The sequence below is a fragment of the Streptomyces sp. NPDC058289 genome, assembly GCF_042880975.1.
Taxonomy (GTDB): Bacteria; Actinomycetota; Actinomycetes; order Streptomycetales; family Streptomycetaceae; genus Streptomyces; species Streptomyces stoeckheimensis.
This window is the reverse complement of record NZ_JBHVYI010000021.1, coordinates 74,762-98,965: the sequence shown is the minus strand read 5'-3', so window position 1 is coordinate 98,965 and position 24,204 is coordinate 74,762. Positions and strand designations below refer to the sequence as shown.

Here is a 24,204-nt window from a genome sequence, read left to right as displayed (position 1 = left end):
TCAGCGTCTCTCGGGGCTTGTCAGGGGCACGTCGAACGACATCCTGTTCCGCCGTGTCCCCGGCCGCCCTCCACGGGCTCCGGCACCACCCACCCCGCCGGGCCTCCGATCCCCACTCGGGAGGACGACAAGTGACGATCAAGAGCATCATCCGTTCCCGGCTCTTCGCCGTGGCCACCGGTATGGCCGCCGTGGCCGCCCTCGCGGCGCCCACGGCCGCGCACGCCGACGGCGGGTTCAGCGCCGACCGGCTCGCCTCCGCCGGCGCCTCGGTCCTGCGCGCCGACGTCGCCGGCACCGCCTGGCACACCGACCCCGCCACCGGCACCCTCGTGGTCACCGCCGACTCCACCGTCTCGGCGGCCGACCTCGCCAGGATCCGCAGCGAGGCCGGAACGAACGCGGCCGCCCTGCGTATCGAGCGCACCCCCGGCAAACTGAGGAAGCTGATCTCCGGCGGTGACGCCATCTACGCCTCCGGCTGGCGCTGTTCGGCCGGCTTCAACGTGCGCAGCGGAAGCACGTACTACATCCTGACCGCCGGACACTGCACCGACGGCGCGGGCACCTGGTGGACCAACTCCGCCCACACCACCGTCATCGGTCCCACCGTCGGCTCCAGCTTCCCGAACAACGACTACGGGCTCGTCCGCTACGACAACGCCTCGGTCGCCCACCCCGGGACCGTCGGCAACCAGGACATCACCAGCGCCGTCAACGCCACCACCGGCATGTCCGTCACCCGGCGCGGCTCCACCACCGGTATCCACAGCGGCTCGGTGACCGGACTCAACGCCACCGTGAACTACGGCGGCGGCGACATCGTCTACGGGATGATCCGGACCAACGTCTGCGCCGAGCCCGGCGACAGCGGCGGCCCGCTCTACTCCGGCACCCGCGCGGTGGGCCTCACCTCCGGCGGCAGCGGCAACTGCTCCTCGGGCGGCACCACGTTCTTCCAGCCCGTCGTCGAGGCGCTCAACGCGTACGGCGTGAGCGTGTACTAGACCCCGCTCCGGGGCCGCGCCACGGACCCGTGCGCCCCCGCCGCACCCCTGGACGTCCTCCCGCCTTCTGGGAGGATGTCCAGGGCGTTCGTGTCCACGGGGGGAGCGGGTTTCTGCATGAAGCGAATCGGCGTGACCGGGCACCGGTCGATCCCGGACGAGCTGCTCGGCCATGTGGAGGAGGGCCTGCGGGCCGTACTCGGGGGCCACGAGGGGCCGTTGGAGGCCCTCTCCAGCCTCGCCGAAGGAGCGGACCAGCTGTTCGCCGCCATCGCGTTGGAATGCGGCGCCGACCTCACCGTGGTCATCCCCAGCGGGGACTACGAGGAGGGCTTCGAGGACACCGGCGCGCTGGACCGGTACCTGGGGCTCAAGCGCCGGGCCGCCCAAGAGGTCCGGATGGACTTCGCCCGCTCCACCGACGAGGCCTACTACGCGGCCGGCACCTACATCGCCGACTCCTGCGACCGCCTCGTCGCCGTCTGGGACGGCCTGCCCGCCCGGGGGCACGGCGGCACCGCCGAGATCGTCGCCTACGCCCGCACCCTCGGGAAACCCGTCACCGTGATCTGGCGGGAGGGCGTGACCCGGGACTGAGGCCACGCCCGCCCGACGGATCAACTGCTGTGCCGGGCCAGCCAGTCCGTGTGCTGCGGGGACACGTACCGCTCGGTCTCGTAGACCGAGGTCGGCCACTGCGTCTCGGTGATCGTCGTCTGCATCACGACCATCATCGCGGAGAGGTCCTGTTCGATCAGGGTGTGCGCCTCGATCAGCGGGTGGTGGCGCCGCACCTCGTTCCAGGCGATCCCGGCCGTCGCCGCCGCGCTCAGCAGCCCGGTCAGCGCCGGCCCCGGACCCGAACCGAACGCCCCGAAGAGGGCGAACAGCAGCGCCAGCAAGGTCAGCAGCACGATCGACCACGACCACAGGGCCGTCGCCCGCCGGGACACCTCCGTCTTGCGCTGGTACCAGTTGCGCTGCTCGATCAGCCGGTCGCGGACATACGTCTCCCTGCGGACCTGGTAGTCCAGCCCCCGCAACCGGAACATCGCACCGGTGATCTCCCCGCCCTCCGGCACCAGCCCGGCGGTCCGCGGATCCTCCCAGCCCATCTTCCGCAGCTCGTTCAGTCCCGCCTCCAGCCGGGTCCGGTACGTCTCCTCGACGCCCGGGACATCGCTGCCGAAGGGCGCGCCGTGGACGGCGTACCGCCAGGCCAGCGATTTGATGAACTCCGCTGCGCTGCGGTTGAGTTGCCACTGCGGGCGGGCCCGGCGCCGGGTGGCCCGTATGCCCACGCCCAGCACCCCGGCGTAGGCGAGCACGCTCAGGAGCCCGGACAGGTACGCGGAGCCGACCTTCGGCCCCTCGGGCAGTGCGGCGATCGCGGCGGCCACGACGAGCAGCATCAGCTGGGCGCGGGTGGCCTGCGTGGACTCCCGCTGCCGGGAGATCGCCGCCTGGTCGGTGTGGTGGAAGAGGGCCGGCAGGTCCTCGTTGCGAAAGGTCATGCTGTCACTCACAGCGAACCCCCCAGTCTGCTGGTTCTGCGTTCTGTGTCCATCGGGAGGGGAGGTGCGGGGGCGGCGCCCGGCGGGAGCCGCCCCCGCGGATCACACCGCCAGGGGCTCCAGGTCCCGGTGGACCCGGCGCTCGTCGCGCGCGTACCGCGTCAGCCCGTGGTCCTCGCCGAGCAGCCGGGTCAGCTCGGCCACCGACTCGGCCCGCACCCGGTTCGCCTCCTCCTTGCGGCCCATCATGTCCAGGCTGACCGCCATGTTGGAGGAGCTCGCCAGGGTTTCCGGGTGGTGCACGCCCAGCGCCTCGCGCAGCCGCATCACCGAGATCCGCTCCAACTCCAGGGCGCCCTCGGGATCGCCCAGGTCGGCCCGGGCGTTGGCCAGGTTGAGGTTGGCGAAGATGGTGTGCGGGTGGTTGTCGCCCAGCACCTCGCGCATGTGGTGGATGGTCTGGCGCAGCATCGTGTCGGCGGTGTCCGCCGCCCCCGTGCCCCAGTGGAACACCGCGAGGTTGTTGACCGCGGCCAGGGTGTACGGGTGCCGCTCGCCCGGCACCTTGACGTACTCGTCCACCACCTCCTGGGCCAGGTCCCGTGCCCCGCCCGGGTCCCCGGTAGCGAACAGGTCCGCGGCCAGGTTCAGTTCGCAGGCCAGGAGGTCCGGGTTGACCGAGGTGTACTTGGCCCGGTACCGGTTGCGGGTCGCCGTGGTCAGCCGCAGCGCGTCCTCCACGTCCCCCGCCCTGCGCAGCGAGACCGCGAGGTTCTTGGCCGCCGACAGGGTGCCGGGGAAGGCCCGGCCCAGGGTCCGCTTGTAGATCTCGTACGTCCGGCTCAGCAGCTGCACCGAGTCGTCGTACCGACCCACCTCGCGCAGGTCGCGCGCCAGGTTCTGCGCCGAGGACAGGGTGTACGGGTGATCCGTGCCCAGTACCTCCGTGCGCCGGTCGAAGACCTCCTGGTCGATCTCCCTGGCCCGTGCGTACTGCCCGATCATGCGCAGGTTCAGCGCCAGGTTGTTCGCCGCCGCCAGCGTCCGCGGGTGGGCCTCGTGGAAGATCTGCCCGAAGCCCTCGTGCGCGGCGTTGGCCAGTTCCATCGCCTCGCCGTAGCGGCCGAGGGCGCCCAGGTCCATCGCCAGCCCGCTGGTGGTCATGTACGTGTGCGGGTGCGAGACGCCCAGCGCCGCCTGCTGGCGCTCCAGCGTGCCCTCGTCCAGCTCCATCGCCTCCACGAACCGGCCCTGCGAGCGCAGGATGTTGGAGAGGTGGAAGCGCAGGTACAGGTACTGGAGGTCGTCGCCCCCCAGGGTCTCGCGCCAGGTCTCGCGCAACTCCTCGCCCAGGGCGTACGCGGCCTTGAAGTCGCCGCGCTTCCAGAGGTAGCGGACGCGGTCGATCAGCAGCCGGCGGGTCTCCGGCTCCTTGCAGAACCGGGCCTCCGACGGGGTCAGGTGCGGCCAGATGGTGTTGAACCGCGGCCAGGTCTCCGGGTTGTCTATCGGCTCGTCGTCGTCCGGCCGGGCACCCGCCAGGATCCGGTGCACCGCGTGGCGGGCCTCGCGCTGCTCCTCCTCGGAGAGCTGCGCCCGGATCACGGCCTGCACCAGGCGGTGCACCTGGATGCTGTTGCTGACCTGGTCGACCTTGGCGAGCGCGAACCGGCCGATCTCCCGGATGACGCGGCCCAGGACGAGCTTCTCCTGGAGGGAGGAGTCGTACGGCTTGAGGGCGTCGATCATCTCCTTGCTGTACAGCAGGTTCGCCGAGATGGGCTCGGGCGCGAAGAAGGCGCACAGCTGGAGCAGCCGCACGGCTGCGGGGGAGCGGGACTGGAGCCGTTCTATGGAGACGTTCCAGGTGGCGGCCACCGGCTCCGGGTAGCCGGGCGGCTGGTTCAGCGCCAGCACGCGGGCGGCCTGCTGGGCCAGCTGCTCGATGTACGCGGACACGGGGGTCGCGGTCTCCGCGATCCAGGCGCCCGCCTGTTCGACGGCCAGCGGCAGGTCGCCGACGGCGACGGCCACCTGCTCGGCGTCCTCCTTGCTCAGCCCGGGGGCCCGGCGTTGGAGGTGTTCGATGGACTCCTCGCGCAGGAACACGTCCACCGGGAGGGCGTCGCCGTACTGGGACCAGGACTGGTTGCGGGAGGTGACCAGCACGTGCCCCGGGCCGCCCGGCGGGAAGTACCGCTTGAGCGTCTCGGGATCGTCGGCGTTGTCGAACACCAGCAGCCAGCGCGAGGAGGGAACCCCGCGCCGCAGCAGGTCGATCGCCTCCTGGGAGGCGGCCGACATGTCCTCGCCGGTCTGCGCGCCGAGGCGTACGGCCAGTTCCGCGAGGGCGGCGACCACGTCGTCGGTCTGCTCGGCGGAGATCCACCAGACCAGGTCGTAGTCGGCCATGAACCGGTGGACGTACTCCAGCGCCACCTGGGTCTTGCCCACGCCGCCGAGCCCGAACAGGGTCTGCGGCTGCGGCAGCACCACGGATATGCCGCCGCCGAGCTGGTCGCGCATCCGCTCCAGGACGATGGAGCGGCCGGTGAAACCGGGGTTGCGGGGCGGCGCGTTCCAGATCTTCGGGACCGTCCCCGGGAAGCGGGGGCCGGGCGCGGAGGCACTGGCGACGGTGTCGGGCAGCGCCATGGGCCGTTCCACCGCGCGCAGCAGCGCGGTCGTGGCGTGCACCTCGTCGAGGCGGAACAGGTCCACCGGATTGCGGTCGATGTACGGGGTGGACAGGCGTACGTCGCCCACCCGCAGCGGCACCAGCTGGCGCCGGCCCCCTGTCGGGTCCTCGGCGGCGGCCCGCTCCCACACGTCCACCGCGCGGGCGGACTTGAGGTAGGCGCTGGAGAGCAGCACCACGGTCCGCGCGGCGGTGTCGACGCTGACTCCGCTACCGCCCAGGGTGTCCCCGCCGGCGGTGTCCGGGGTCCGTTCGGCGGAGACGTCCCGGGGGACGACCCGGAAGCCGGCCCGGGTGAGCACCGATTCGATCCAGTCGGCCCACATGCGGTTCTCGGCGACGTAGGAGAGGAAGAGGTCCGCGGGCAGGGCGGGGCGGCGCCGGGTGAAGGCGTCCCGGATGCGCAGGCGCACCTCCTCGCCGATGGCCGGCATCGAGGTGACGTCGCCCTCGGTGACGACGGTGGTGAGCCGTTCGAAGGCGGAGAGCAGTGAGTTGGTGAGCCCGGCCTCGTCCCCGAAGGTGGCCAGGGTCTCCTCGTAGGCGTAGTAGGGGCGGTACGGGATCTCCACCGCTCCCCAGTAGGAGGTGAGGTCGTCCCCGATCAGGCCGTTGGGGAAGCGGTCGAACTTGATCCGGGCCAGGGCGCGGCCGGCGTCGGCCTTCTCCTTCTCGCCCTCGTCGATGCGCATCGGGACCGGGTAGATCTTGATGCCGCGGTCGTTGAACCGCTCGTCGATCTGCCGGGCCACGGAGGCCGCGCCGTCGATGGACTGGTCGGACAGGGTGAAGCAGTCGACCAGGACGTCGGGCAGGTGGACCGTGCAGATGTCGGCTATGTCGGAGAGGCCGGTGCGGCTGTCGATGAGGACGTAGTCGTAGTTCCGCTTCATGTCCGCCCGTAAGGCGTCGAAGAAGAGCCCGCCGCCGAGCCGGTCGTAGAAGTTGTCCCAATCGAAGGTGGAGACGGTCGCCGAGTACTCGCGGTTCTGCCGGCCCGCCGAGACGAAGTCGAGGGTCCCGCCGTCGGGGAACTCCCAGCCGAGGGTCTCGGGGGTGAGCGAGACGGCGTGCGGCTGGATCCGCGCGTAGTCCTTGTGCCAGTCGTCGGCGCGCTGCACCGGACTGGTGGCCGCCCACGCGTACTCGCTGATCAGGTCGATGACACCGGTGGTGGCGCCGAGGGTGGAGGGGTCCAGGAACGGGTGGAAGAAGCGGTGCAGGCCGGGAGCCTCCAGGTCCCAGTCCACGGCGAGGACCCGCTTGCCGTTGGCGGCGAGGATCCAGGCGGTGTTGGCCAGCGCCATCGTGCGCCCGGTGCCGCCCTTGTACGAGTAGAAGGTGACGATGCGTCCCTCGCGGTGCTCGTCGCTGCCGCTGTGCTGGCTGTCACGACTCTGGCTGTCACGACTCGCTGTCATCCGTGTCCCCCCGGTCGTTGTCGTTGTTGTCGGTGAGCCTGGTGGACCCGGTGGACCCGGTGGACCCGGTGGACCCGCCGTACCCGTCTCCCGTGTCGCCCGCCGTGGGCGGGAAGGGGGCGGGCGGTGGTGCCGGAGGCCCGTTCATCCCCATCGGACCGAGCAGCCGGGGCCGTTCGGTGCCGGCCGCGGGGCTGCCGGCCGGTGGATAGACCTGGGCGTGTCTCAGGAACTGCTGGGCGGCGGCCTCCACCACCTGCGGCAGGATCTGCCCGAGCGTCTCCATGTTGGCCACGCCGTTGGCGGCGGCCCGGCAGGCGGCCCGGCCCTGGCTCATCTTGACGGGCATGGTGTCCTCGAGCCGGTGGGCCAACTCGCTCTCCTTCGCGCGGCTCTGGTGGTCGTACCGGTTCCACGGCACGACCACGTTGATCCACGGCCGGGACTCCTGGTCGAAGGCGGCGAGGCGCTGGCGGCGCTGTTCGTCCTCCACCGCCCACCGGTCCACGATGAGGATCTCGGGCCGGGTCGGCGGCTGTTTGGAGTCGAAGTGCCCGGCTTCGTCGTCGAACGATCCCATCGTCGTCTGGTAGTTGAGGTTGCGGACCAGGTCCTCGGCGACGTAGGCGATGGGCCGCTGCGAGACCGGGTGGTACGGGTTCCAGTCCAGCGCGCTGTCCCCGTAGTACTCGGGGCTGCGGCCCTCGGGCAGATCGTGCCGGGAGGCGGCGGCCACGGTGACGTGCAGGGTGCGTGCGGTGCTGCTGGGGGTGCCGTTCGGAGAGCCGAAGGCGCTGGGCACGAGGCGGTAGTCGAGCGGCCGGATCGGGTCGAGCCGGACGGTCTCGGCGACCCGGACGATCCGCTTGGCGAGTTCGTACACGGCGCTCTCGTACTGCTCGGCGTAGCCCCGCAGTTTGATCAGTCCGTAGAGCCCGTCGGTGACGTACCGCTCGCCGAAGGTGTTGTGGTTGAACTGCAACCGCTCGGCGGGAAGCGGTAGTTGGGAGGGCGGTACCGGAACCCATAACGCGGGCACGATGGCCTCGGCCGGTTGATTGCTGAGCGCGACGTGGTGGATCGTGCGCTGCGCGAAGGCGAACCATTCCTTCCCGCACATTTCGCTGGCGAAGTAGCGCGGCGAGAACAGGGGGACGAAGACCCGGCAGGTGGCGAGCGCCGCCCCGAGCCGTTCCGACCAGCCCTCACCGCTGCGTATCTCCCGGTCCATGAAGCCGGCCTCGGCTCCCGCGGGCAGATTCGTCAGTGCCATGACATGACTGCAGAGATCGCGGAAAAGCCGCTCCACCCACATGTCCGGGTCCGGTCCTCCCGCCCCGAACCTCGGTGTATGCGCATAACTGAGAAAAAAGTACGGCTGCACTGATGCGGGCACACGACCCCCGTCCCGAAGATGCGAGCGAAGAAACATCATTCCGGAGCTGCTCCGCCACATCCCCTCATCGTTCAGTCAATCAGCGTCTGTTTTCGGTCATCCATTCAAGCGCGTGATCGACGGCATGCGGAAGGGCGAAGAGCATGGTCGATGCCTCACCGATCCGCCCCCGGCGTATCCGGTCTACCGGGAACGCCCTGCCGATCTCGGCGAAATCGCTGTCATCCAGCGCGATGTCCTCGTACGCGGTCCACCCTTCCCGCTTCGGCCCTTCAGGCTGCCCCCCTGAAGACCCCGGATGGTTCACCTTCACCACACACTCGTACATGCGCAAGGGGGGCTTCGGAATTCGATACTCCGCGAGATGGAAAGCGGTACAGACGGAAAATCCCACATTGATCATGAGTACCTTCCATCCCTCCCCGCACATCCTTCCCAGGGGTGATTCCTCGCCCAAATGGCTGGTCAGCGGATGTCCCGCACACAGTTCCCCGGCGCCTTCGCCGACCGAGGAGAAAGAGGTCTGCGGATGCCCGCTGCGCGCCGCTCCCGGGGCGGTGCGCACGGCCTCGGCGAGGACCCCCATGCCGTGGCTCGGGGTGCGCACCGGGTCGAAGGCGGGCATCCGCGCGCGGAAGGCCCGTACGCCCTCCTCGGTGAGGCCCGCGACCTGTGCCAGGTGTGCGGTGGAGGTCTTGGAGTTCTGCGGGGTGAAGGCCGGCGCCGCGAGGGTGCCGCCCGGGCCGACGGCGGCCAGGAGGGCGTCGCGCAGTTCCTCGGCGCGCAGACCGGTGCCGCCGAGGGAGGCGTGCACCAGGAGGCGCATGCCGGGGCGGACGCCGAGCGCGTGCAGGGGGCCGGCCAGGCCGTCGGGGGCTTCGGGGCCGGGCCGAGGGGAGCGGTCCCCCCGGCCCGGCGGGCCCGTCATGCGTCGACCGCCTTCAGTTCCCAGCGGAGCTGCTCCACGAGGCGCTTGCCGGTGCTCGTCAGCTCCGCCGCCCCCGACAGCCGGTCCAGTGCCCGGTTGATCCGGTCCAGCCCGCCCGGCTCGGCGGTGGCGGTCGCCCGCCGGTAGGCCTCCACGGCCACCCGCTCGTGGACGTCGGCCAGCAGCCGGGACACGGGGACCGGGCGCTCCCGCCACGGCGAGGGGTGCTGCCATTCCCCGTCCAGCGCGTACAGGTCGGTCACCTCGGTCAGTGCCTGGAGCCCGGCCCGCCGCCGCCCGGTCAGCAGCGCGAGCGCGGTCTCCGCCACCCCCGCCGCGTACGGCACTCCGAGCGCGCCCGGACCGTGGAGCCCGGCCTCGCCCCAGTCGGCGGTCCGCGGGCCGCCCGCGAGCGGGGTCAGCGTGGTCAGCCCGGTGGCGGCCGCCCGCGCGAACTCCGGCACCGAGGCGTGCAGCAGCGCCCACGCCGCGTCGAGGCGCCCGCGCCACTCCTCGGCCTCCCCGGCGCCGAGGCGCAGCCGGGGCGGGCGGGCGAAGCAGTTGCGGTGCGGATCCAGGTCCTCCAGCGCCACCGGGGCCGCGTCCGGCCCCGGCGACCAGGTGCGTACGGGCTGCCAGCGCGCGTCACCCGCGGCGGGCCCGAAGCGGTGCTCGGGGCGGCCCTCCTCGCGGACGGCGTACCCGCCGTCGGCGGCGTGCAGGGTGGCCCGGCCCTCGGTGCCGGGCTCGCCCAGGCGCAGCAGGCCGAGCGTCGGCAGGTACACCTCACCGTCCCGGTAGGCGACCTCGGCGGGCAGGTCGAGCCCGCCGCGCAGCACGGCGGCGGCGGCCAGCGCGGTCAGCCGGCGGGCCGCCGACGGGGTGTCGGGGTCCTCCTGCCCGGGGTCGAGGCAGGCCATCACCCAGGTCCGGGTGAACGGGTGGGCCAGTACGGCGTCCAGCGCGTCCACGCCCGCCTGCCCGGCCCGCTCCACGGCGCCCAGCACCCGCCAGGCCCGCTCCCAGTCGGAATCACCCGTGCGGCGGTCGTTCAAGAGGGCGAGCAGGTCCCGGGTCAGCTGCTCCTGGGAGCCGGCCAGCTCGGCCGGGTCGGACAGTTCCGGCGCGCTCGCGCGGGCACTCGTACGCCCCTCCACGCCGTCGACGAGCTCGCGCAGGTCGGTGCAGTACACGGAGGGGTTGTCGAAGTTCCCGGGGGCTCCCGAGCCGGAAGGCCCGTCGGGGCCGGCCTTGTAGCGGTGCGTGTAGAGACCGCCTCCGCACGAACGTACGACGGGGCACCGGCGGCACGTGTCGCTGACGCCGGCCAGTCCCAACTGCCGGGCGCGGACCCCCGGATGGGCCGCGACCAGGTCGAAGGCGTGGTCGAAGACGTTGAACCCGGTGGCGGCGGCGCCCTCGAAGGCGCTCTTCAGGGAGTCGACTTGTTCCAGGTTCCCGTCGGTTTCCACCACGACGAGATCGGTGGGCGCGAGGCCGAGGGACTCGGTGAGGCTGGGGCCGCCGGCCAGGGTGGAGAACAGCGAGTCGAAGAGCCGTACGGGGACCGGGCGGCCGCGGCGGTCCCAGTGGTCGAAGACCCGCAGCAGCCAGCGCGCGTAGGTGTCGGGGGCCTCGTCGGGGCGGACCGGGGGCGTCTGCCAGGTGGCGTGGGGGAGGAGGAAGTCCACGCGCGGCGGGGCCAGTTCGACGAGGGCGTCGAGGACGGCCACCGGATCGTTGGCCACGTCGATGGTGCAGAGCAGGCCCTGGTAGAGGTGGCGGTAGGGCTCGGTGCGCAGGAGGTCCACGGCGGCCAGGACCAGGGGGTGGCTGGTGCGCCCGTCGGCGAAGCGCCGGTGGCGGTCGTTGGCTGCGCGGTCCCCGTCGAGGGAGACGCTCACGCTGACGCCGAACTCCGCGAAGAGGTCAAGATAACGGCGGCTGAGTTGCAGGCCGTTGGTGTGCATGCGCAGGTCGAGGGCGGCGATGCCGTCGAGGGCGCGGGTGAATTCCTCGCACACGAGCCGGAGGCGGGCGGTGCCCGCGAGAAGCGGTTCCCCTCCGTGAAGGATGACCGTGACGGAGGGGAGTGCGTGTGTCCTTGCATGTTCGGCGAGACGCGACGCGGTCTGGGCAATCACCTCGGGGGAGATCACTTTGGGCCGGGCGCGCCAGCTCTGATCTGCGTGTTCGTAGACGTAGCAATGATCACAAGCAAGATCGCATCTGCTGTGAACTTTCAGGACGATCTCGCGAAAAGCGATCAGGCCGGTCATTCCGCCAGTCTAGAGCGCTGACTTCCTCGTCAGAGTGCAGAGTTGAAGATGGGCGTCTGAGCCTTTCGGCCGGATTCCGTCGGGAGGACGCGACCCAGGGTCGCGGCCGCGCGCGCACCGCGGACATCGATCCGGTCGAGCGGGACGCGGCGGGCGGTGACGGTGCCGGCCGGGTGGGTTGCGGAGGTGTTCATGACGCCGTCCTCGGGGAGGTCATGGGGAATGGGAAGGGGACATTGGCGAGGAGAGCCAGTGTCTGGCGCGGACTTTACCTGTCCGTGTCCCCTTCGGCTCGCTGAACCTGGACGCGGGTTCTCACAATGTGACCTCTCGGTCCAATGACCGTGACGAACGATCACGCGCCCGTGGCATGGGTGAACGAAAATCCACGGACCTCCGCTCCGGGCGTTTACCCCAAGGCAAGATCCATTTCCCGCCGGGCCCCCCCTTCTACGCCGGCTGCTGCTCGTTGACGGGAGGCGCGGGCACCTCCCTGAGCAGCCACGTCAGTACGTCGGGCAGGGCGCGCAGCGCCGCGAAGTGCGCGGCGGCCGGGTCGATGTTCGTGGTGGCGCCCGGGATGCGGCCGGCCAGCCAGCGGGAGTGGCCCACGGGCGAGAACACGTCGAGCTCGCCGTGCCAGATCAGCACCGGGCAGCGGATGTCGGCCGGGTCGAAGCCCCAGGGGCTGCTGAAGGAGATGGCGTCGTCGATCCAGCCGTAGGCGGAGGTGCGGACCCCCTCGCGGTAATTGCGCAGCAGCATGGCCCGCAGCCCCGCGTCCGCGACGATCATGCGGTCGCTGTCGGTGAGCTCGCGGCGCAGCTCGTCCAGGAGCCGGCCGGGGTCCTCGGCGATCCCGGCGGCGCGCGGGATCAGCCGGGCGGCGAGCTCCTCGGGGTCCCGGCCGGCGGTGGAGTGCTCCCGGATGTTCGAGGGGGACATGCCCTCGAACCAGTCCAGGTCCTCCGCGTCCCGGGGGGCCAGGGAGACCAGCGCGGCGGTCCGGGTGACCCGGTCGGGGAGCAGGGCGGCGCAGGCCAGCGCGCCGGGGGCGCCGCCGGAGCGGCCGGCCACGGCGAAGGTGTCCAGGCCCAGGGAGTCGGCGATGGCGGCCACCTCCGCGGCCACGTCGGCGACGGTGCGGCCCGGATGGCGGTCGGAGCCCCCGTAGCCGGGCCGGTCGTAGGCGATGAGCTGCATCCGGCGCTGGTACAGGACCATGCCCCGGGGGGCGGGGCCCAGGCGGCTGCCGGGCATGCCGTGGAGCAGGAAAACGGGTTTTCCGTGCGGGTCGCCCCAGCGTTCCACCGTCAGATTCCGTCCGTCCGCGACGCGCACCTGAACGCGCACGCGCTCCCTCCCTCACGGTCGACGCGACTCGTCACGGTGATTGTGCTCGCTGGGGGAGGAGCGCGGTAGGGCGCACTTCGCCCGAAATTCTTGTGAAAGTTTTCACAAGCGCACAGGGGTCTTAGGTCCCGAGATATCTATGCAGGTCAGAGGGGTGATGGAGGGGGCGTGAACAGGTGTGAACGGCCCTTCGGCCCGGCGGGAAAGGGCTTTTTCGGCAGCGCGGCTTCCGCTTTTGGGTGTCGAATTGAGTCATCAGGAAAGCGGTTCGGGTTGAGTCGAAATGAAGGAGTTCCTGCCATGCAGGCGAACGAGATGGTGGATGGACTGGTCCAGGGGGCGCTCAAGGCGCTCGACCAGTTCTCGTCGTTCAACCAGGAGCAGGTCGACCACATCGTCAAGAAGGCCTCGCTGGCCGCGCTGAGCCGGCACGGCGAGCTCGCCCAGCTGGCGGTCGAAGAGACCGGCCGCGGTCTCTTCGAGGACAAGGCCGTCAAGAACCTCTTCGCCTGCGAGCACGTCGTGAACTCGATGCGCGGGCTCAAGACCGCCGGCGTCATCCGCCGCGACGAGCTGAACGGCATCACGGAGATCGCCGAGCCGGTGGGCGTCGTCTGCGCGATGACCCCGGTCACCAACCCGACCTCCACCACGATCTTCAAGGCCCTGATCGCCCTGAAGACCCGCAACCCGATCATCTTCGCCTTCCACCCCTCCGCGCAGAACTGCTCGGCCGAGGCCGCCCGCATCGTCCGCGACGCCGCCGTCGCCGCCGGCGCCCCCGAGAACTGCGTCCAGTGGGTCACCGCCCCCTCCATGGAGGCCACCGGCGCCCTCATGAACCACCCGGGCGTCTCCACCATCCTCGCGACCGGCGGAAACGCCATGGTCAAGGCCGCCTACTCGTGCGGCAAGCCGGCCCTGGGCGTCGGCGCGGGCAACGTCCCGGCGTACGTCCACAAGAGCGCCAAGCTCGGCCGCGCGATCCACGACATCGTGCTCTCCAAGGCCTTCGACAACGGCATGATCTGCGCCTCCGAGCAGGCCGTCATCCTCGACACCGAGATCTACGAAGCGGGCCTCGCCGAGTTCAAGCGGCTCGGCGCCCACGTGGTCTCCGCCGCCGAGAAGACCAAGCTCGAGCAGTTCGTCTTCGGCACCACCGCCTACGCGGCCGACGCCAACGGCGCCAAGCTGAACCCGGCGGTCGTCGGCAAGTCCCCGCAGTGGATCGCCGAGCAGGCCGGCTTCACCGTCCCCGCCGAGGCCTCGATCCTCCTCGCGGAGTGCAACGAGGTCGGCGAGAGCGAGCCGCTGACCCGCGAGAAGCTGTCCCCGATCCTGGCCGCCCTGAAGGCCTCGGACACCGAGCACGGCCTCGAACTGGCCGCCGCGATGGTCGAGTTCCACGGACTGGGCCACAGCGCCGCCATCCACGCCGAGGACGAGGAGCTCGTCGAGGAGTTCGGCAAGAGGGTCAAGGCGATCCGCGTCATCGCCAACTCGCCCTCCACCTTCGGCGGCATCGGCGACGTCTACAACGCCTTCCTCCCCTCGCTCACCCTGGGCTGCGGCTCGTACGGACACAACTCGGTGTCGAACAACGTCACCGCGGTCAACCTGATCAACGTCAAGCGGATCGGACGGCGCAACACCAACATGCAGTGGTTCAAGGTCCCGCCGAAGATCTACTTCGAGCGCAACTCCATCCGCTACCTCGGTGAGATGGACGGCATCAGCCGCGTCTCGATCGTCACCGACAAGACGATGGTCTCCATCGGCTTCGTGCAGAAGGTCGTCGACATCCTGCAGGCCCGCGAGGGTGCGGTGTCGATCCAGATCATCGACAACGTCGAGCCCAACCCGGAGCTCTCCACCGTCCGGGCCGGAGCCGCGATGATGCGCGACTTCAAGCCCGACACGATCATCGGCCTCGGCGGCGGCTCGCCGATGGACGCAGCGAAGATCATGTGGCTGATGTACGAGCGCCCGGAGGTGGAGTTCGCCGACACGAAGGAGAAGTTCTTCGACGTCCGCAAGCGCGCCTACAAGTTCCCCTCGCTCGGCGAGAAGGCCAAGATGGTCGCCATCCCGACCACCTCGGGCACCGGCTCCGAAGTCACCCCGTTCGCCGTCATCTCCGACCCGGCCGCGGCCCAGAAGTACCCGCTCGCCGACTACGCGCTGACCCCGAACGTCGCCATCGTCGACCCGATGCTGCCGATGGGCCTCCCGCCCAAGGTGACCGCCGACTCCGGCTTCGACGCCCTGACGCACGCCACCGAGGCCTACGTCTCCGCGTACTCGAACGACTACACCGACGGTCTGTGCCTCCAGGCCATCAAGCTCATCTTCGAAAACCTGCAGCGCTGCGTGGTCGACGGTCCGAACGACCCCGAAGCCCGCGAGAAGATGCACAACGCCTCCACGGTGGCGGGCATGGCCTTCGCCAACGCCTTCCTGGGCATGGTCCACGCCATGGCGCACACCCTGGGCAACACCTTCCACGTCGCCCACGGCCGCACCAACGCGCTGCTCCTGCCGCACGTGATCCGCCACAACGGCACGGTCACCCACAAGGCCACCCCGTGGCCCAAGGCCGAGGTCTACCGGGCGCCGGAGCGCTTCCAGGAGATCGCGAAGATGCTGGGCCTGCCGGCCGCCACGGCCGCCGAGGGCGTCGAGTCCTACGCCAAGGCCGTCGAGGAGCTCCGCAGCAAGTGCGGGATCACCTCCTCCTTCGCCGAGGAGGGCGTGGACGAGCAGGCCTTCATCGAGGCCCTGCCGACCCAGGCCATGAACGCCTACGCCGACCAGTGCGCCCCCGCCAACCCGCGGATGCCGATGATCGACGACCTGAAGCAGCTGATGCGCCAGGCGTACTACGGCAACGCCGAGGGCGCCCCGGCCAAGAAGGCCGCCAAGAAGAAGTAACCGCCAAGAAGTAACCGCCAAGAGGGAGTGATCCTTCTGTTCCTCCTTCTTCCGAAGAACCTCCGCTAAGGAGTGGAAAAGCCCGCCCGGGACGCTAAGGCCCGGGCGGGCTTTCCACATGTCCGGGTGCGGCGGACCGCGCGGGACCGGCTACAGGTGCGGGATCAGCAGGGCCGCCGCCGAGCGGGCGCGTTCCAGGGAGGTGGCCCGGTCGGCGCCGCGCTCGCCCAGCACCACCCGGGTGCTCAGCCCGTCCAGCAGCGCCAGCAGCTCCGAGGCCCGGGCGGGGACGTCCAGGCCGGCGGCGAAGCGGCCCTGCTCCACCCCCTTGGCGAGGAGCGCCTCCAGGTCCCGCTGCCAGCCGTCGTCGATCTCCTGCTGCGCGGCGCGCAGCGGCTCGTTCGAGGGGATGCGGGCCCACAGCTCGATCCAGAGCGTCCAGCGCGGATCGCGGGGGCCGCGGGGCAGGTAGAGCTCGAGGAAGAGCGCGAGCTTGCGGTGGGCGGTGACCCGGCGGCTCAGCAATTCGGTGCGTTCTTCGGCGAGTTGCTGCTCGCTCCAGTTCAGGGCGGCCAGCAGGAGCCGGTCCTTGCTGCCGAAGTAGTACAGGATGTGGCCGCCGCTGGTGCCGAGCCGTTCGGCGAGCGCGGACATGGTGAGCGTCGCCAGCCCGTCCTCGGCGATCGCCGTCATGGCCTCTTCCAGCATCCGCTCCTGGGCGATCCGCCCGTCGCGCCGCCGTGCCGCTCCCGCCACCGTGCCGCCTTCCCGATCTTCGTGGGCCGACCTTATCCCGGACAGGGTCTTGACGGGGTCCGGCTCGGCAGCGCATCTTGAATGCCATTCAAGAACTTAGAACGCCGTTCAAGGTCGGCTTCGCGGTTCACCACCGAAGGTCAGGGGCAGACGCATGGCACAGCAGGAGACGACGGCCGACGTCGACGAGGTCTTCAGAGTCGAGACGCACGGCATCGACCCCATCCCCGACGCCGAGCGGCACGGCGGGGCCAAGGACCTCTTCTGGCTCTGGTTCGGTTCGAACCTGACCTTCACCTACGTGATCAACGGAGCCCTCGCCGTCGCCTTCGGCCTCACCTTCTGGCAGGCCACCGCCGTGGTCGTGATCAGCGGGCTGTCCTTCTTCGCGATCAGCGCCGCCGGCCTCAGCGGCATCCGCACCGGCACCGCCACCCTGGTCATCTCCCGAGCGGCCTTCGGCGTACGGGGCAACTGGCCGGCGGGCGTCCTCAACTGGGTGGTGAGCATCGGCTACACCATCGTCAACACCGTCGTCGGCACCCTGGCGCTCGAGGTCTTCTTCGCCGAGATCGGCCTGGGCGAAGGCACAGTGATCCGCGCCGCCGCGCTCGGCATCACCCTCGCGCTCACCTTCGCCGTCGCCATGTGGGGGCACGCCACGGTGCAGTTCGCCGAGCGCTGGATGGCCTACGTCCTGGCCGTCGGCTTCGGCGCCCTGCTGGTCTTCGTCCTGCCCGGCACCGAGACCACCGCCCCGGCCGACGCCCTGGCCCCGGGCCTGTCCGGCTGGAGCCTGGCCTTCGTCGTGATGCTCGCCGGGCCCTTCTCGTACCTGCCGATGCCCGCCGACTACACCCGCTACCTGCCCCGCACCACCTCGCTGAAGTCGATCACCTGGATGGGCGCGCTCGGCGGGTTCGTCTCCTCCGTCGCCCTCGGGATCGCCGGCGTGGCCGCCGCCACCCAGACCGACATGACCGACGCCGTCGCCGGGGCCGAGAGCCTGCTGCCCGGCTGGTTCCAGCCGCTGTTCCTGGCCCTGGTGCTGGGCGGCTCCGTCACCAACTCGATCATCACGCTCTACTCCTCCAGCCTGAACCTCCAGGTCCTCGGCATCCCGTGGAGCCGGGCCCGGGCCATCGTGGTCAGCGCCGTTGTGACCGCCGCCGGATCGCTCGCCGCACTCTTCCTCACCGACTTCACCACCTCGCTGCTGTCCTTCCTCTCCCTCCTGATCATCGTGTTCGCCCCCTGGGGCGGCGTCTTCCTCGCCGACATGCTGCTGCGCCGCTGTCGCTACGACTCCGACGCGCTGCACGCCGGGAGCGAGGGTGCCTACTGGTACCGCTCCGGCTACCACCCGGCCGGCATGACCGCCCTGCTCGCCGGAATGGCCTTCGCCGCCCTGACCTGCGATTCCGAGCTGTGGACCGGGCCGCTCGTGGCCCCGCTCGGCGGCGCCGACCTCACCCTGCTCGGCTCGGTGGTCTCCGGGCTCACGTACTGGGCCCTCGCCCGGCGGACGCCGGCGTACGTCGCGGCCGCCTGAGGGGTTCAGGGGGGCCTGGGGGCCTCCCCGGCCTCCCCGGCCTCCCCGGTCTCCCCGGTCTCCCCGGCCTCCCCGGTCTCCCCGGTCTCCCCGGTCTCCCCGGCCTCCCCGGTCTCCCCGGTCTCCCCGGCCTCCCCGGCCCTCCACGCCCTCCCGGTCGGCCCGAGCCTCGCCTCCCGGCCTGACTTTGCCTTCCGGCCGCCCGTCTCCCCGTACCCCCTCTGCACAGGAGCACCACCCCATGTCGCACCCCGCCCCCGCCGATCTGCTCCTCATCGGAGCCCGCATCCACACCGTCGACCCCGAGCTGCCCGAGGCCGAAGCCCTCGCCGTGCGCGACGGGCGGATCGTCTGGGTCGGCCCGGACGCGGAGGCCGCCGACTGGGCGGGCCCGGACACCGAGCGGATCGATGCGGGCGGCCGGCTCGTGCTGCCGGGATTCATCGACGCCCACAACCACGTCCGGCTCGGCTCCGACGACGCGTGCGTGCAGCTCGCCGGGGTGCGGACGCTCGAAGCGATCCTCGACCGGATCGGCGAGTGGCGGGAGGCCAACCCCGACGCCGACTGGATCGAGGCCGAGGCCTTCGACTACTCCGCGATCCCCGGCGGACGCATGCCCACCGCCGCCGACCTGGACCCGGTCACCGGGGACACGCCCGCGATCGTGCTCTCGTACGACGTCCACACGGCCTGGCTGAACACGGCGGCCATGCGCCGGCTCGGGGTCGCGAAGGACCGTACCGACCTGCCCTTCGGTACGGCCGCCGTGGACCCGGAGACCGGTGAACCCACCGGGTTCGTCAAGGACTTCGCCATCAAGGGGCTCTCGCGCGACGGCCACCGCGCCCTGCGCGATCTGGGCGTGCCGTGGGCCTCCCCGGACCGCCAGTACGGGCGCCTCGCCAAGAGCCTCGACGACGCGATCCGCTTCGGCATCACCACCGTCGTGGAGCCGCAGAACTCCCTCGACGACCTGGAACTGTACGACCGGGCGCGCGCCGAGGGTCGGCTGCGCTCGCGGATCGTCGCCGCGCTGTTCCACCCGCGCGGTACGACCGAGGAGGACCTCGACCTCTTCGAGGCGGCGGCCAAGGTGCATGCCGGAGACCGCTTCCGGGTGGGCCCCCTCAAGCTCTACATCGACGACGTGGTGGAGCCGCGCACGGCCGCGCTGCTGGAGCCGTACACCGGCTGCGGAGCGCACCGGGGCGAGACCTTCTACCCGGCGGAGGAGTTCACCGAGCTCCTCGCCCGGCTGGACGCGCGCGGGTTCCAGTGCTTCGTCCACGCCACGGGTGACCGGGGCATCCGCACGGTCCTCGACGCGGTCGAGCACGCCCGCGCGGTGAACGGCCCGCGCGACGCCCGCCACCAGGTGGTGCACGTGGAATGCCTGGACCCCGAGGACGTACCGCGCTTCGCGCAGCTCGGTGTGGTGGCTTGCATGCAGCCCCGGCACTGCGCGCCGGAGATCGCCGGTCCGGGCCAGGACTGGGCGGAGAACGTGGGGGAGGACCGCTGGCACAAGGCGTGGCCGATGCGGAGCCTCGCCGAGGCGGGCGCCGTCCTGGCCTTCTCCAGTGACTGGAACGTCGCCGAGATGGACCCGATGGTCGGCATCTACACGGCACTGACCCGGCGCCCGCTGGACGGCGGCGACCCGTGGCAGGAGCAGGAGACGGTGGACGCCCGGACGGCGGTGTACGGCTACACGATGGGCTCCGCTTACGCCAACTTCCTCGAGGACGACCGGGGTTCCCTCACGGTCGGCAAGGCGGCCGACTTCGTGGTCCTGTCCCGCGACATCCTCGCGGTGGCCCCGGAGCAGATCCCCGGATCGGTGGCCGAAACGGTGGTGGTGGCGGGCGAGGTGGTCCACCGGGCGGGGTAGGTGGGCGGAACTTTTGCCGCGGGGGTCGGGGGGACCGTGTGGATGCGCTGCTCTACGTTCTGGCGGTAGTGGTGTTCTTCGCCTGGTTTCGCAAGGGGCCCGTGCGGCGCGAGGCGGACCGGCGATGGGCGGACGCCGCCGCCGGAGCGACGCTCCACCAGACGCCGGCCCACCCGGACTACCCCAGCGGCCACAACACCTACTCCGGCGCGGCCGAGGTGATCCTGGACGCCCTCGCGGGCCCCCGTACCGCCCCCTTCGCCCTCACCAGCCCGACCGCCCCCGGTGTCCAGTGCACCTACACCAGCTCCGCCGACGAGGCGGGAGTGACCCCCGGCTCCCTTGGGCCGAGTCGAGCGGCCCGCGGCCGCCGGTCATGAAATGCCTGGCGGGCCGAGGGGCGGGGCGTTAGTCTCGCCGCGATGACGACTTCACATGCTCAGAGATCGGGGGTCCCGTCCGCGCAAGGTGAGTGCTGATGCTCACTCAGACCGCGAACGGGGCTTCCCGCCCTTCCTTCTGGCTGCGCGTGCGCGAGTTCGCCGTGCCGCCGTCCATGATCGAGACCGCGACCGCCCGCCGCTCCGCCGGTGACTGGGCGGGGGCGTGCGCCGCAGCCGCCGTAGACGTGGACTTCGACCTGCGCGCCCTGGCGCGCACCCACGGCCGCGAACTCGCGGCCCGGATCCGGGCCGATCTCCGCCACCTGGCTCCGGACCTGCTGCGCTGGCACCTGCCGAGGATCGCCCCGGACGGACTGCTCCGCCCCGGGCTGACCATCGCGCTGGCCCGGTACGGGGACGCGGGGCCCGGCGGTGCACGCCCGGTCCACCTCGTGGCTCGTACTCCACCGGCCTGGGCGGAGTACGGGCAGCGGATCAGCCTTGCCCTGTGGGACGGAGCCCGCTCCGAGGACGCCGCCCGCCGCCGTCCGGGGGCCGGTCCGCATCCCCATCCCCACCCGCATCCGCGGTTCCGCCTCGACCTGCACCGCCACCTGTGGGACGCACGCCGGAGCGACGAGCTCCGCTCCAGGTCCGGGGCCGACCGGCCGCTCGCCGGTGCGGATCCCGCGGCGGATCCCGTCCTGCCCGGGCTGCTGCCCCCGGGTCCCCGATGCGCCGTCGACCGATGGCCGGCCGAAGCGGCGATCGTGCTCCGTGCCGAGGGACGCTCCGAGGGCACGGTCGCCGTGCGGCTCGGGGCCCGGCACCGGCTGTACGTGCACCTGCGCGGCGACGGCGACGGGCAGATCTCCGCAGCCGCGTCCGTGGATCCCGGTGTCGCCGCCCCGCCGGCGCTGCCCGACGCGGCGACCTGGGTGCTGCCCGACCTGGAGCTGCTCCGTACCGGGGTGATCGACGCCGGCCGGCTGCACCCCCTGGTCGGCCGGGCCCTCGTACCGGACTGGTCGCCGTTGCCGCCCGCCGGAGCCGCGGACCGGGCCGGGGGACCGCGCCCGGTGGACTGCCGGGGTGCCCGGCACCGGATCGGCCTGGTCGACGGAGTGCTGGTCCCGCTGGACCACGACCCGGCCGAGATCCGCCGCGAGGAGCTGCTGGTCGCGCTGACCGGTACGCCGCTGCCCTGCCTGCAGGCCATCGACGTCGCGCACCGCCGCCCGGACTCCCTCTCAGGCGTCCGAGAGCGCCTCGACCACGGCGACACCGCGGGCGCCCTGGCCGTCGTAGAGGGACTGCTCGGTCCCGGAGCGCTGCTGCGCGACGGCCCGTTGCGGGACGAACTGGAGGCGGCCGCGCTCCGGCGGGTCGCCTACGGACTGTTCCGGGCGGGCCTGGCCGTACGGGCCGTCGGCCGCGCCCATACCGGCTACCGCTCTCCCCGCCCCCGCCGCACCGAGCGCTCGCATCCGCGGCACGCGATCCACCGCTGACCCGGCCCTCCTGCGCTACCCCCTTCCCGTCACACACCCAAAGGTGATTCCGCATGCGTACACACACTCCGTCCGCCCCGACCGGCCCCGCCCAACTCGACGTCGCCGCAGGACTCCTGGCCCTGCTGCGCGATACGACGACCGAACCGCGCCCCGACATCCAGCTGGAGGCCCTGACCCTGGCCGTGGCCGCCGACCTGCCCGTACTCCTGTGGGGTGAGCCGGGGATCGGCAAGACCGCGGCGCTGACCCAGCTCGCCGCATCCCTGGACCTTCCGCTGACCACCGTCATCGCCAGCGTGCACGAGCCGTCCGACTTCTCCGGCCTGCCCATCGTCGGGGACGACCCCGCGGAGCAGGGGGTGCCGATGGCCCCGCCGGACTGGGCGGTGCGCCTGGTACGGGCCGGCCGGGGGCTGCTGTTCCTCGACGAGCTGTCCACCGCGCCGCCGGCCGTGCAGGCGGCCCTGCTCCGCCTCGTACTGGAGCGGAGGATCGGCGCCCTGCGGCTGCCGCCCGAGGTCCGGATCGTGGCCGCCGCCAATCCCCGGTCCTCCGCGGCGGACGGCTGGGAGCTGAGCCCGCCGCTGGCCAACCGCTTCGTACACCTCCAGTGGACGCACGACCAGGAGGTGGTGGTGCGCGGCCTCGGCGGGACCTGGCCCCGCGCCACCCTGCCCCGGCTCGACCCCGAACGGCTCCCGGAAGCCGTGGACTTCGCCCGCCGCGCGGTGTGCGGGCTGCTCGCCTCCCGGCCCAAGCTCGTCCACCTGCTGCCTTCGGGCGAAGCCCGCCGGGGCGGCCCCTGGCCCTCCCCCCGGAGCTGGGAGATGACGCTCCGTCTGATCGCCTTCGCAACCGCGGCCGGCTCCTCCCGGGAAGTGCTCTCCCTGCTGGTCAGGGGAACCGTGGGAGACGGTCCCGGACTGGAACTGCTGGCGAGCCTGGACCGGATGGACCTCCCGGACCCGGAGTCCCTGCTCGCCGACCCGGCGGGCGCCGTCCTGCCCGAGCGCGGGGACCTGCGCCAAGCCGTGCTCGACGGTGTGGTCGAGGCGGTGCGGGGGCGCCCGGAGAAGTCCCGCTGGGACGCGGCGTGGGCGCTCCTCGCCCGGGCACTGGAAACCGGTGCGCCGGACCTGGTGGTCGTCCCCGCGAGCACGCTCGCCGCTCTGCGCCAAGGGGACTGGGAGGTTCCGGCCGCGATCGACCGGCTCGCCGGGGCCGTGGCCCTGTCCCGGCGAGCCGACCGGGCGGCGGCCCGGTCGGGCGTACCGGTCAAGGCCGGCCGATGACACCTGTGACCCCCGCAGCGCCTGTGACCCCCGCACTGCCCGTGACCCCCGCGGCGCCGGTGGCCCTGGACCTGGACAAGCTCTACGCCGCCCGGCTGCACGCCGTACGCGTGCGGCCGTACCTGGCCACGGCGCTGTTCGCCCTGCACGTCGTGGAATCGCGCAGGGTGCCGACGATGGCCGTCGACCGCCACTGGCGGTGCTACGTCTCGCCCGGCTTCGTGAACCGCACCCCCGTGGAGGAACTCGCCGCGGTCTGGGTGCACGAGGTGTCCCACCTCCTGCGCGATCACCACGGGCGCGGGGACCGGGTCGCGCGGGAGCGCGGGCCGGCCGGCCCGGGGGAGCGGCTGCGCATGAACATCGCGGCCGACTTCGAGATCAACGACGACGCGTACGGCGACGGGCTCGTCCGGCCCGAGGGCGCTGTCCAGCCGGCGGCCGTGGGACTGCGGGAGGGGGAGCTCATGGAGGAGTACCTGATGCAGTTCGGGCTCGGGCCGCACACGCAGCACATGGCCTGGCTGGACTGCGGGAGCGGCGCCGACGGGCTGGAACGGGAGTGGGACCTCGGCGCGGACGGTGCGGACGGCCTCAGCGAGCAGGAACGCGACGCGGTCCGGTTCCGGGTGGCGCAGGGCATCACCGGTCGGCCGGGAAGCACGCCGAAGGGCTGGAAGCGCTGGGCGGAGGAGGTGTTCCACCCGCCGCAACCGTGGCGGGAGCTGCTGGGGGCGGCCGTCCGGTCGGCCACCTCCGGATCCGGCGCGGGCGACGACTACACGTACAGCCGGCCCTCGCGGCGTTCGGCCGGGGTGCCGGGCGCCGTGCTGCCGAGCCTGCGGCGCAGGCCGCCCCGCGTCAGCGTGGTCATCGACACCTCCGGCTCCGTCAGCGACGCCGAACTGGGCAGCGCGCTCCTGGAAGTCACCGCGATCTCCCGCGCGGTGGGCGGCCGCCGGGACCTGGTCACGGTGGTGCCGTGCGACGCATCCGCCCGGATCGCCCATCCGCTGTGCCGCGCCGAGGGGATCCCCCTGCTGGGCGGCGGGGGTACGGATCTGCGGACGGGCTTCGCCACGGCGCTGCGGACGACGCCCCGACCGGACGTGATCGTGGTCCTGACCGACGGGCAGACCCCCTGGCCGGACGCGCGGCCGCCGTGCCGGACGGTGGTGGGGCTGTTCCCCCGGGGCCGGTCCGACGGATCGGGGGACGAGGACAATCCCGACTACGTGCCGGACCTGCCGCCCGAATGGGCCCGTGTGGTGGACATCGGCTGA

Annotated in this window: 17 protein-coding genes; 9 read left to right on the top strand and 8 right to left on the bottom strand. The window is 71.9% G+C overall.

Annotation, left to right across the window (positions count from 1 at the left end; genetic code table 11):
* Positions 1 to 182 precede the first annotated feature (182 nt).
* Both ACFVX6_RS13725 and ACFVX6_RS13720 read left to right on the top strand, forming a co-directional pair.
* Complete coding sequence (locus tag ACFVX6_RS13725) at positions 183 to 1,007, top strand: S1 family peptidase (protein ID WP_389691002.1); 825 nt, start codon at positions 183 to 185, stop codon at positions 1,005 to 1,007.
* 117 nt (positions 1,008 to 1,124) lie between these two features.
* Positions 1,125 to 1,604 (top strand): hypothetical protein, encoded by a 480-nt coding sequence (locus ACFVX6_RS13720; RefSeq protein WP_389690978.1) that lies wholly within the window; start codon positions 1,125 to 1,127, stop codon positions 1,602 to 1,604.
* A gap of 20 nt (positions 1,605 to 1,624) precedes the next feature.
* On the opposite strand, the gene ACFVX6_RS13715 is transcribed toward ACFVX6_RS13720, so the two are convergent.
* From ACFVX6_RS13715 to ACFVX6_RS13685, 7 genes are all read right to left on the bottom strand, one after another.
* Positions 1,625 to 2,521 carry a DUF4231 domain-containing protein gene (locus ACFVX6_RS13715; protein WP_389690976.1) on the bottom strand — a complete coding sequence of 299 codons (897 nt, stop codon included), beginning with the start codon at positions 2,519 to 2,521 and terminating at the stop codon, positions 1,625 to 1,627.
* Positions 2,522 to 2,623: 102 nt separating this feature from the next.
* The gene (fxsT, locus tag ACFVX6_RS13710) at positions 2,624 to 6,640 is read right to left on the bottom strand and encodes an FxSxx-COOH system tetratricopeptide repeat protein (protein ID WP_389690974.1); all 4,017 of its coding nucleotides are present in this window, start codon (positions 6,638 to 6,640) and stop codon (positions 2,624 to 2,626) included.
* Positions 6,624 to 8,072 (bottom strand): TIR-like protein FxsC, encoded by a 1,449-nt coding sequence (locus ACFVX6_RS13705; protein ID WP_389691000.1) that lies wholly within the window; start codon positions 8,070 to 8,072, stop codon positions 6,624 to 6,626. Before ACFVX6_RS13705 ends, fxsT begins: the two co-directional genes overlap by 17 nt.
* 43 nt (positions 8,073 to 8,115) lie before the next feature.
* Positions 8,116 to 8,964, bottom strand: a complete 849-nt coding sequence (locus ACFVX6_RS13700) for an aminoglycoside N(3)-acetyltransferase (RefSeq protein WP_389690972.1) — start codon at positions 8,962 to 8,964, stop codon at positions 8,116 to 8,118.
* On the bottom strand, positions 8,961 to 11,243 hold the full coding sequence (gene fxsBH / locus ACFVX6_RS13695; RefSeq protein WP_389690970.1) for a radical SAM/SPASM protein FxsBH, inactivated beta-hydroxylase extension form: 2,283 nt from the start codon (positions 11,241 to 11,243) through the stop codon (positions 8,961 to 8,963). Before fxsBH ends, ACFVX6_RS13700 begins: the two co-directional genes overlap by 4 nt.
* A gap of 29 nt (positions 11,244 to 11,272) precedes the next feature.
* Entirely contained in the window at positions 11,273 to 11,437 is a 165-nt protein-coding gene (gene fxsA / locus ACFVX6_RS13690; RefSeq protein WP_389690968.1) for an FxSxx-COOH cyclophane-containing RiPP peptide, read from the bottom strand.
* A gap of 256 nt (positions 11,438 to 11,693) precedes the next feature.
* Complete coding sequence (locus ACFVX6_RS13685; protein WP_389690966.1) at positions 11,694 to 12,596, bottom strand: alpha/beta fold hydrolase; 903 nt, start codon at positions 12,594 to 12,596, stop codon at positions 11,694 to 11,696.
* 300 nt (positions 12,597 to 12,896) lie between these two features.
* On the opposite strand from ACFVX6_RS13685, the gene adhE reads away from it, so the two are divergent.
* Entirely contained in the window at positions 12,897 to 15,530 is a 2,634-nt protein-coding gene (gene adhE, locus ACFVX6_RS13680) for a bifunctional acetaldehyde-CoA/alcohol dehydrogenase (protein WP_389690964.1), read from the top strand.
* 150 nt (positions 15,531 to 15,680) lie between these two features.
* On the opposite strand, the gene ACFVX6_RS13675 is transcribed toward adhE, so the two are convergent.
* Positions 15,681 to 16,286 (bottom strand): TetR/AcrR family transcriptional regulator, encoded by a 606-nt coding sequence (locus tag ACFVX6_RS13675; RefSeq protein ID WP_389690962.1) that lies wholly within the window; start codon positions 16,284 to 16,286, stop codon positions 15,681 to 15,683.
* Positions 16,287 to 16,440: 154 nt separating this feature from the next.
* Here ACFVX6_RS13675 and ACFVX6_RS13670 point away from each other — a divergent pair, with 154 nt between their 5' ends.
* The 6 genes from ACFVX6_RS13670 (at position 16,441) to ACFVX6_RS13645 (ending at position 24,204) form a co-directional block, all read left to right on the top strand.
* Positions 16,441 to 17,838, top strand: a complete 1,398-nt coding sequence (locus ACFVX6_RS13670) for a purine-cytosine permease family protein (protein WP_389690960.1) — start codon at positions 16,441 to 16,443, stop codon at positions 17,836 to 17,838.
* 241 nt (positions 17,839 to 18,079) lie between these two features.
* The gene (locus ACFVX6_RS13665; RefSeq protein WP_389690959.1) at positions 18,080 to 19,732 is read left to right on the top strand and encodes an amidohydrolase; all 1,653 of its coding nucleotides are present in this window, start codon (positions 18,080 to 18,082) and stop codon (positions 19,730 to 19,732) included.
* Positions 19,733 to 19,770: 38 nt separating this feature from the next.
* Positions 19,771 to 20,112 (top strand): hypothetical protein, encoded by a 342-nt coding sequence (locus ACFVX6_RS13660; RefSeq protein WP_389690957.1) that lies wholly within the window; start codon positions 19,771 to 19,773, stop codon positions 20,110 to 20,112.
* A 98-nt stretch (positions 20,113 to 20,210) separates the two neighbouring features.
* On the top strand, positions 20,211 to 21,626 hold the full coding sequence (locus tag ACFVX6_RS13655) for a hypothetical protein (protein WP_389690955.1): 1,416 nt from the start codon (positions 20,211 to 20,213) through the stop codon (positions 21,624 to 21,626).
* A 53-nt stretch (positions 21,627 to 21,679) separates the two neighbouring features.
* Complete coding sequence (locus ACFVX6_RS13650; protein ID WP_389690953.1) at positions 21,680 to 22,921, top strand: AAA family ATPase; 1,242 nt, start codon at positions 21,680 to 21,682, stop codon at positions 22,919 to 22,921.
* Entirely contained in the window at positions 22,918 to 24,204 is a 1,287-nt protein-coding gene (locus ACFVX6_RS13645) for a VWA-like domain-containing protein (protein ID WP_389690951.1), read from the top strand. Before ACFVX6_RS13650 ends, ACFVX6_RS13645 begins: the two co-directional genes overlap by 4 nt.

Excerpts from the sequence above, each read along its gene's own strand:
- ACFVX6_RS13655 (WP_389690955.1), top strand. The coding sequence starts at position 20,211 with ATGCTCACTCAGACCGCGAACGGGGCTTCCCGCCCTTCCTTCTGGCTG.
- ACFVX6_RS13705 (WP_389691000.1), bottom strand. The coding sequence starts at position 8,072 with ATGTTTCTTCGCTCGCATCTTCGGGACGGGGGTCGTGTGCCCGCATCA.
- ACFVX6_RS13670 (WP_389690960.1), top strand. The coding sequence starts at position 16,441 with ATGGCACAGCAGGAGACGACGGCCGACGTCGACGAGGTCTTCAGAGTC.
- adhE (WP_389690964.1), top strand. The coding sequence starts at position 12,897 with ATGCAGGCGAACGAGATGGTGGATGGACTGGTCCAGGGGGCGCTCAAG.
- fxsT (WP_389690974.1), bottom strand. The coding sequence starts at position 6,640 with ATGACAGCGAGTCGTGACAGCCAGAGTCGTGACAGCCAGCACAGCGGC.
- ACFVX6_RS13645 (WP_389690951.1), top strand. The coding sequence starts at position 22,918 with ATGACACCTGTGACCCCCGCAGCGCCTGTGACCCCCGCACTGCCCGTG.
- ACFVX6_RS13700 (WP_389690972.1), bottom strand. The coding sequence starts at position 8,964 with ATGACGGGCCCGCCGGGCCGGGGGGACCGCTCCCCTCGGCCCGGCCCC.
- fxsA (WP_389690968.1), bottom strand. The coding sequence starts at position 11,437 with ATGAACACCTCCGCAACCCACCCGGCCGGCACCGTCACCGCCCGCCGC.
- ACFVX6_RS13665 (WP_389690959.1), top strand. The coding sequence starts at position 18,080 with ATGTCGCACCCCGCCCCCGCCGATCTGCTCCTCATCGGAGCCCGCATC.
- ACFVX6_RS13715 (WP_389690976.1), bottom strand. The coding sequence starts at position 2,521 with ATGACCTTTCGCAACGAGGACCTGCCGGCCCTCTTCCACCACACCGAC.
- fxsBH (WP_389690970.1), bottom strand. The coding sequence starts at position 11,243 with ATGACCGGCCTGATCGCTTTTCGCGAGATCGTCCTGAAAGTTCACAGC.
- ACFVX6_RS13725 (WP_389691002.1), top strand. The coding sequence starts at position 183 with ATGGCCGCCGTGGCCGCCCTCGCGGCGCCCACGGCCGCGCACGCCGAC.
- ACFVX6_RS13650 (WP_389690953.1), top strand. The coding sequence starts at position 21,680 with ATGCGTACACACACTCCGTCCGCCCCGACCGGCCCCGCCCAACTCGAC.
- ACFVX6_RS13720 (WP_389690978.1), top strand. The coding sequence starts at position 1,125 with ATGAAGCGAATCGGCGTGACCGGGCACCGGTCGATCCCGGACGAGCTG.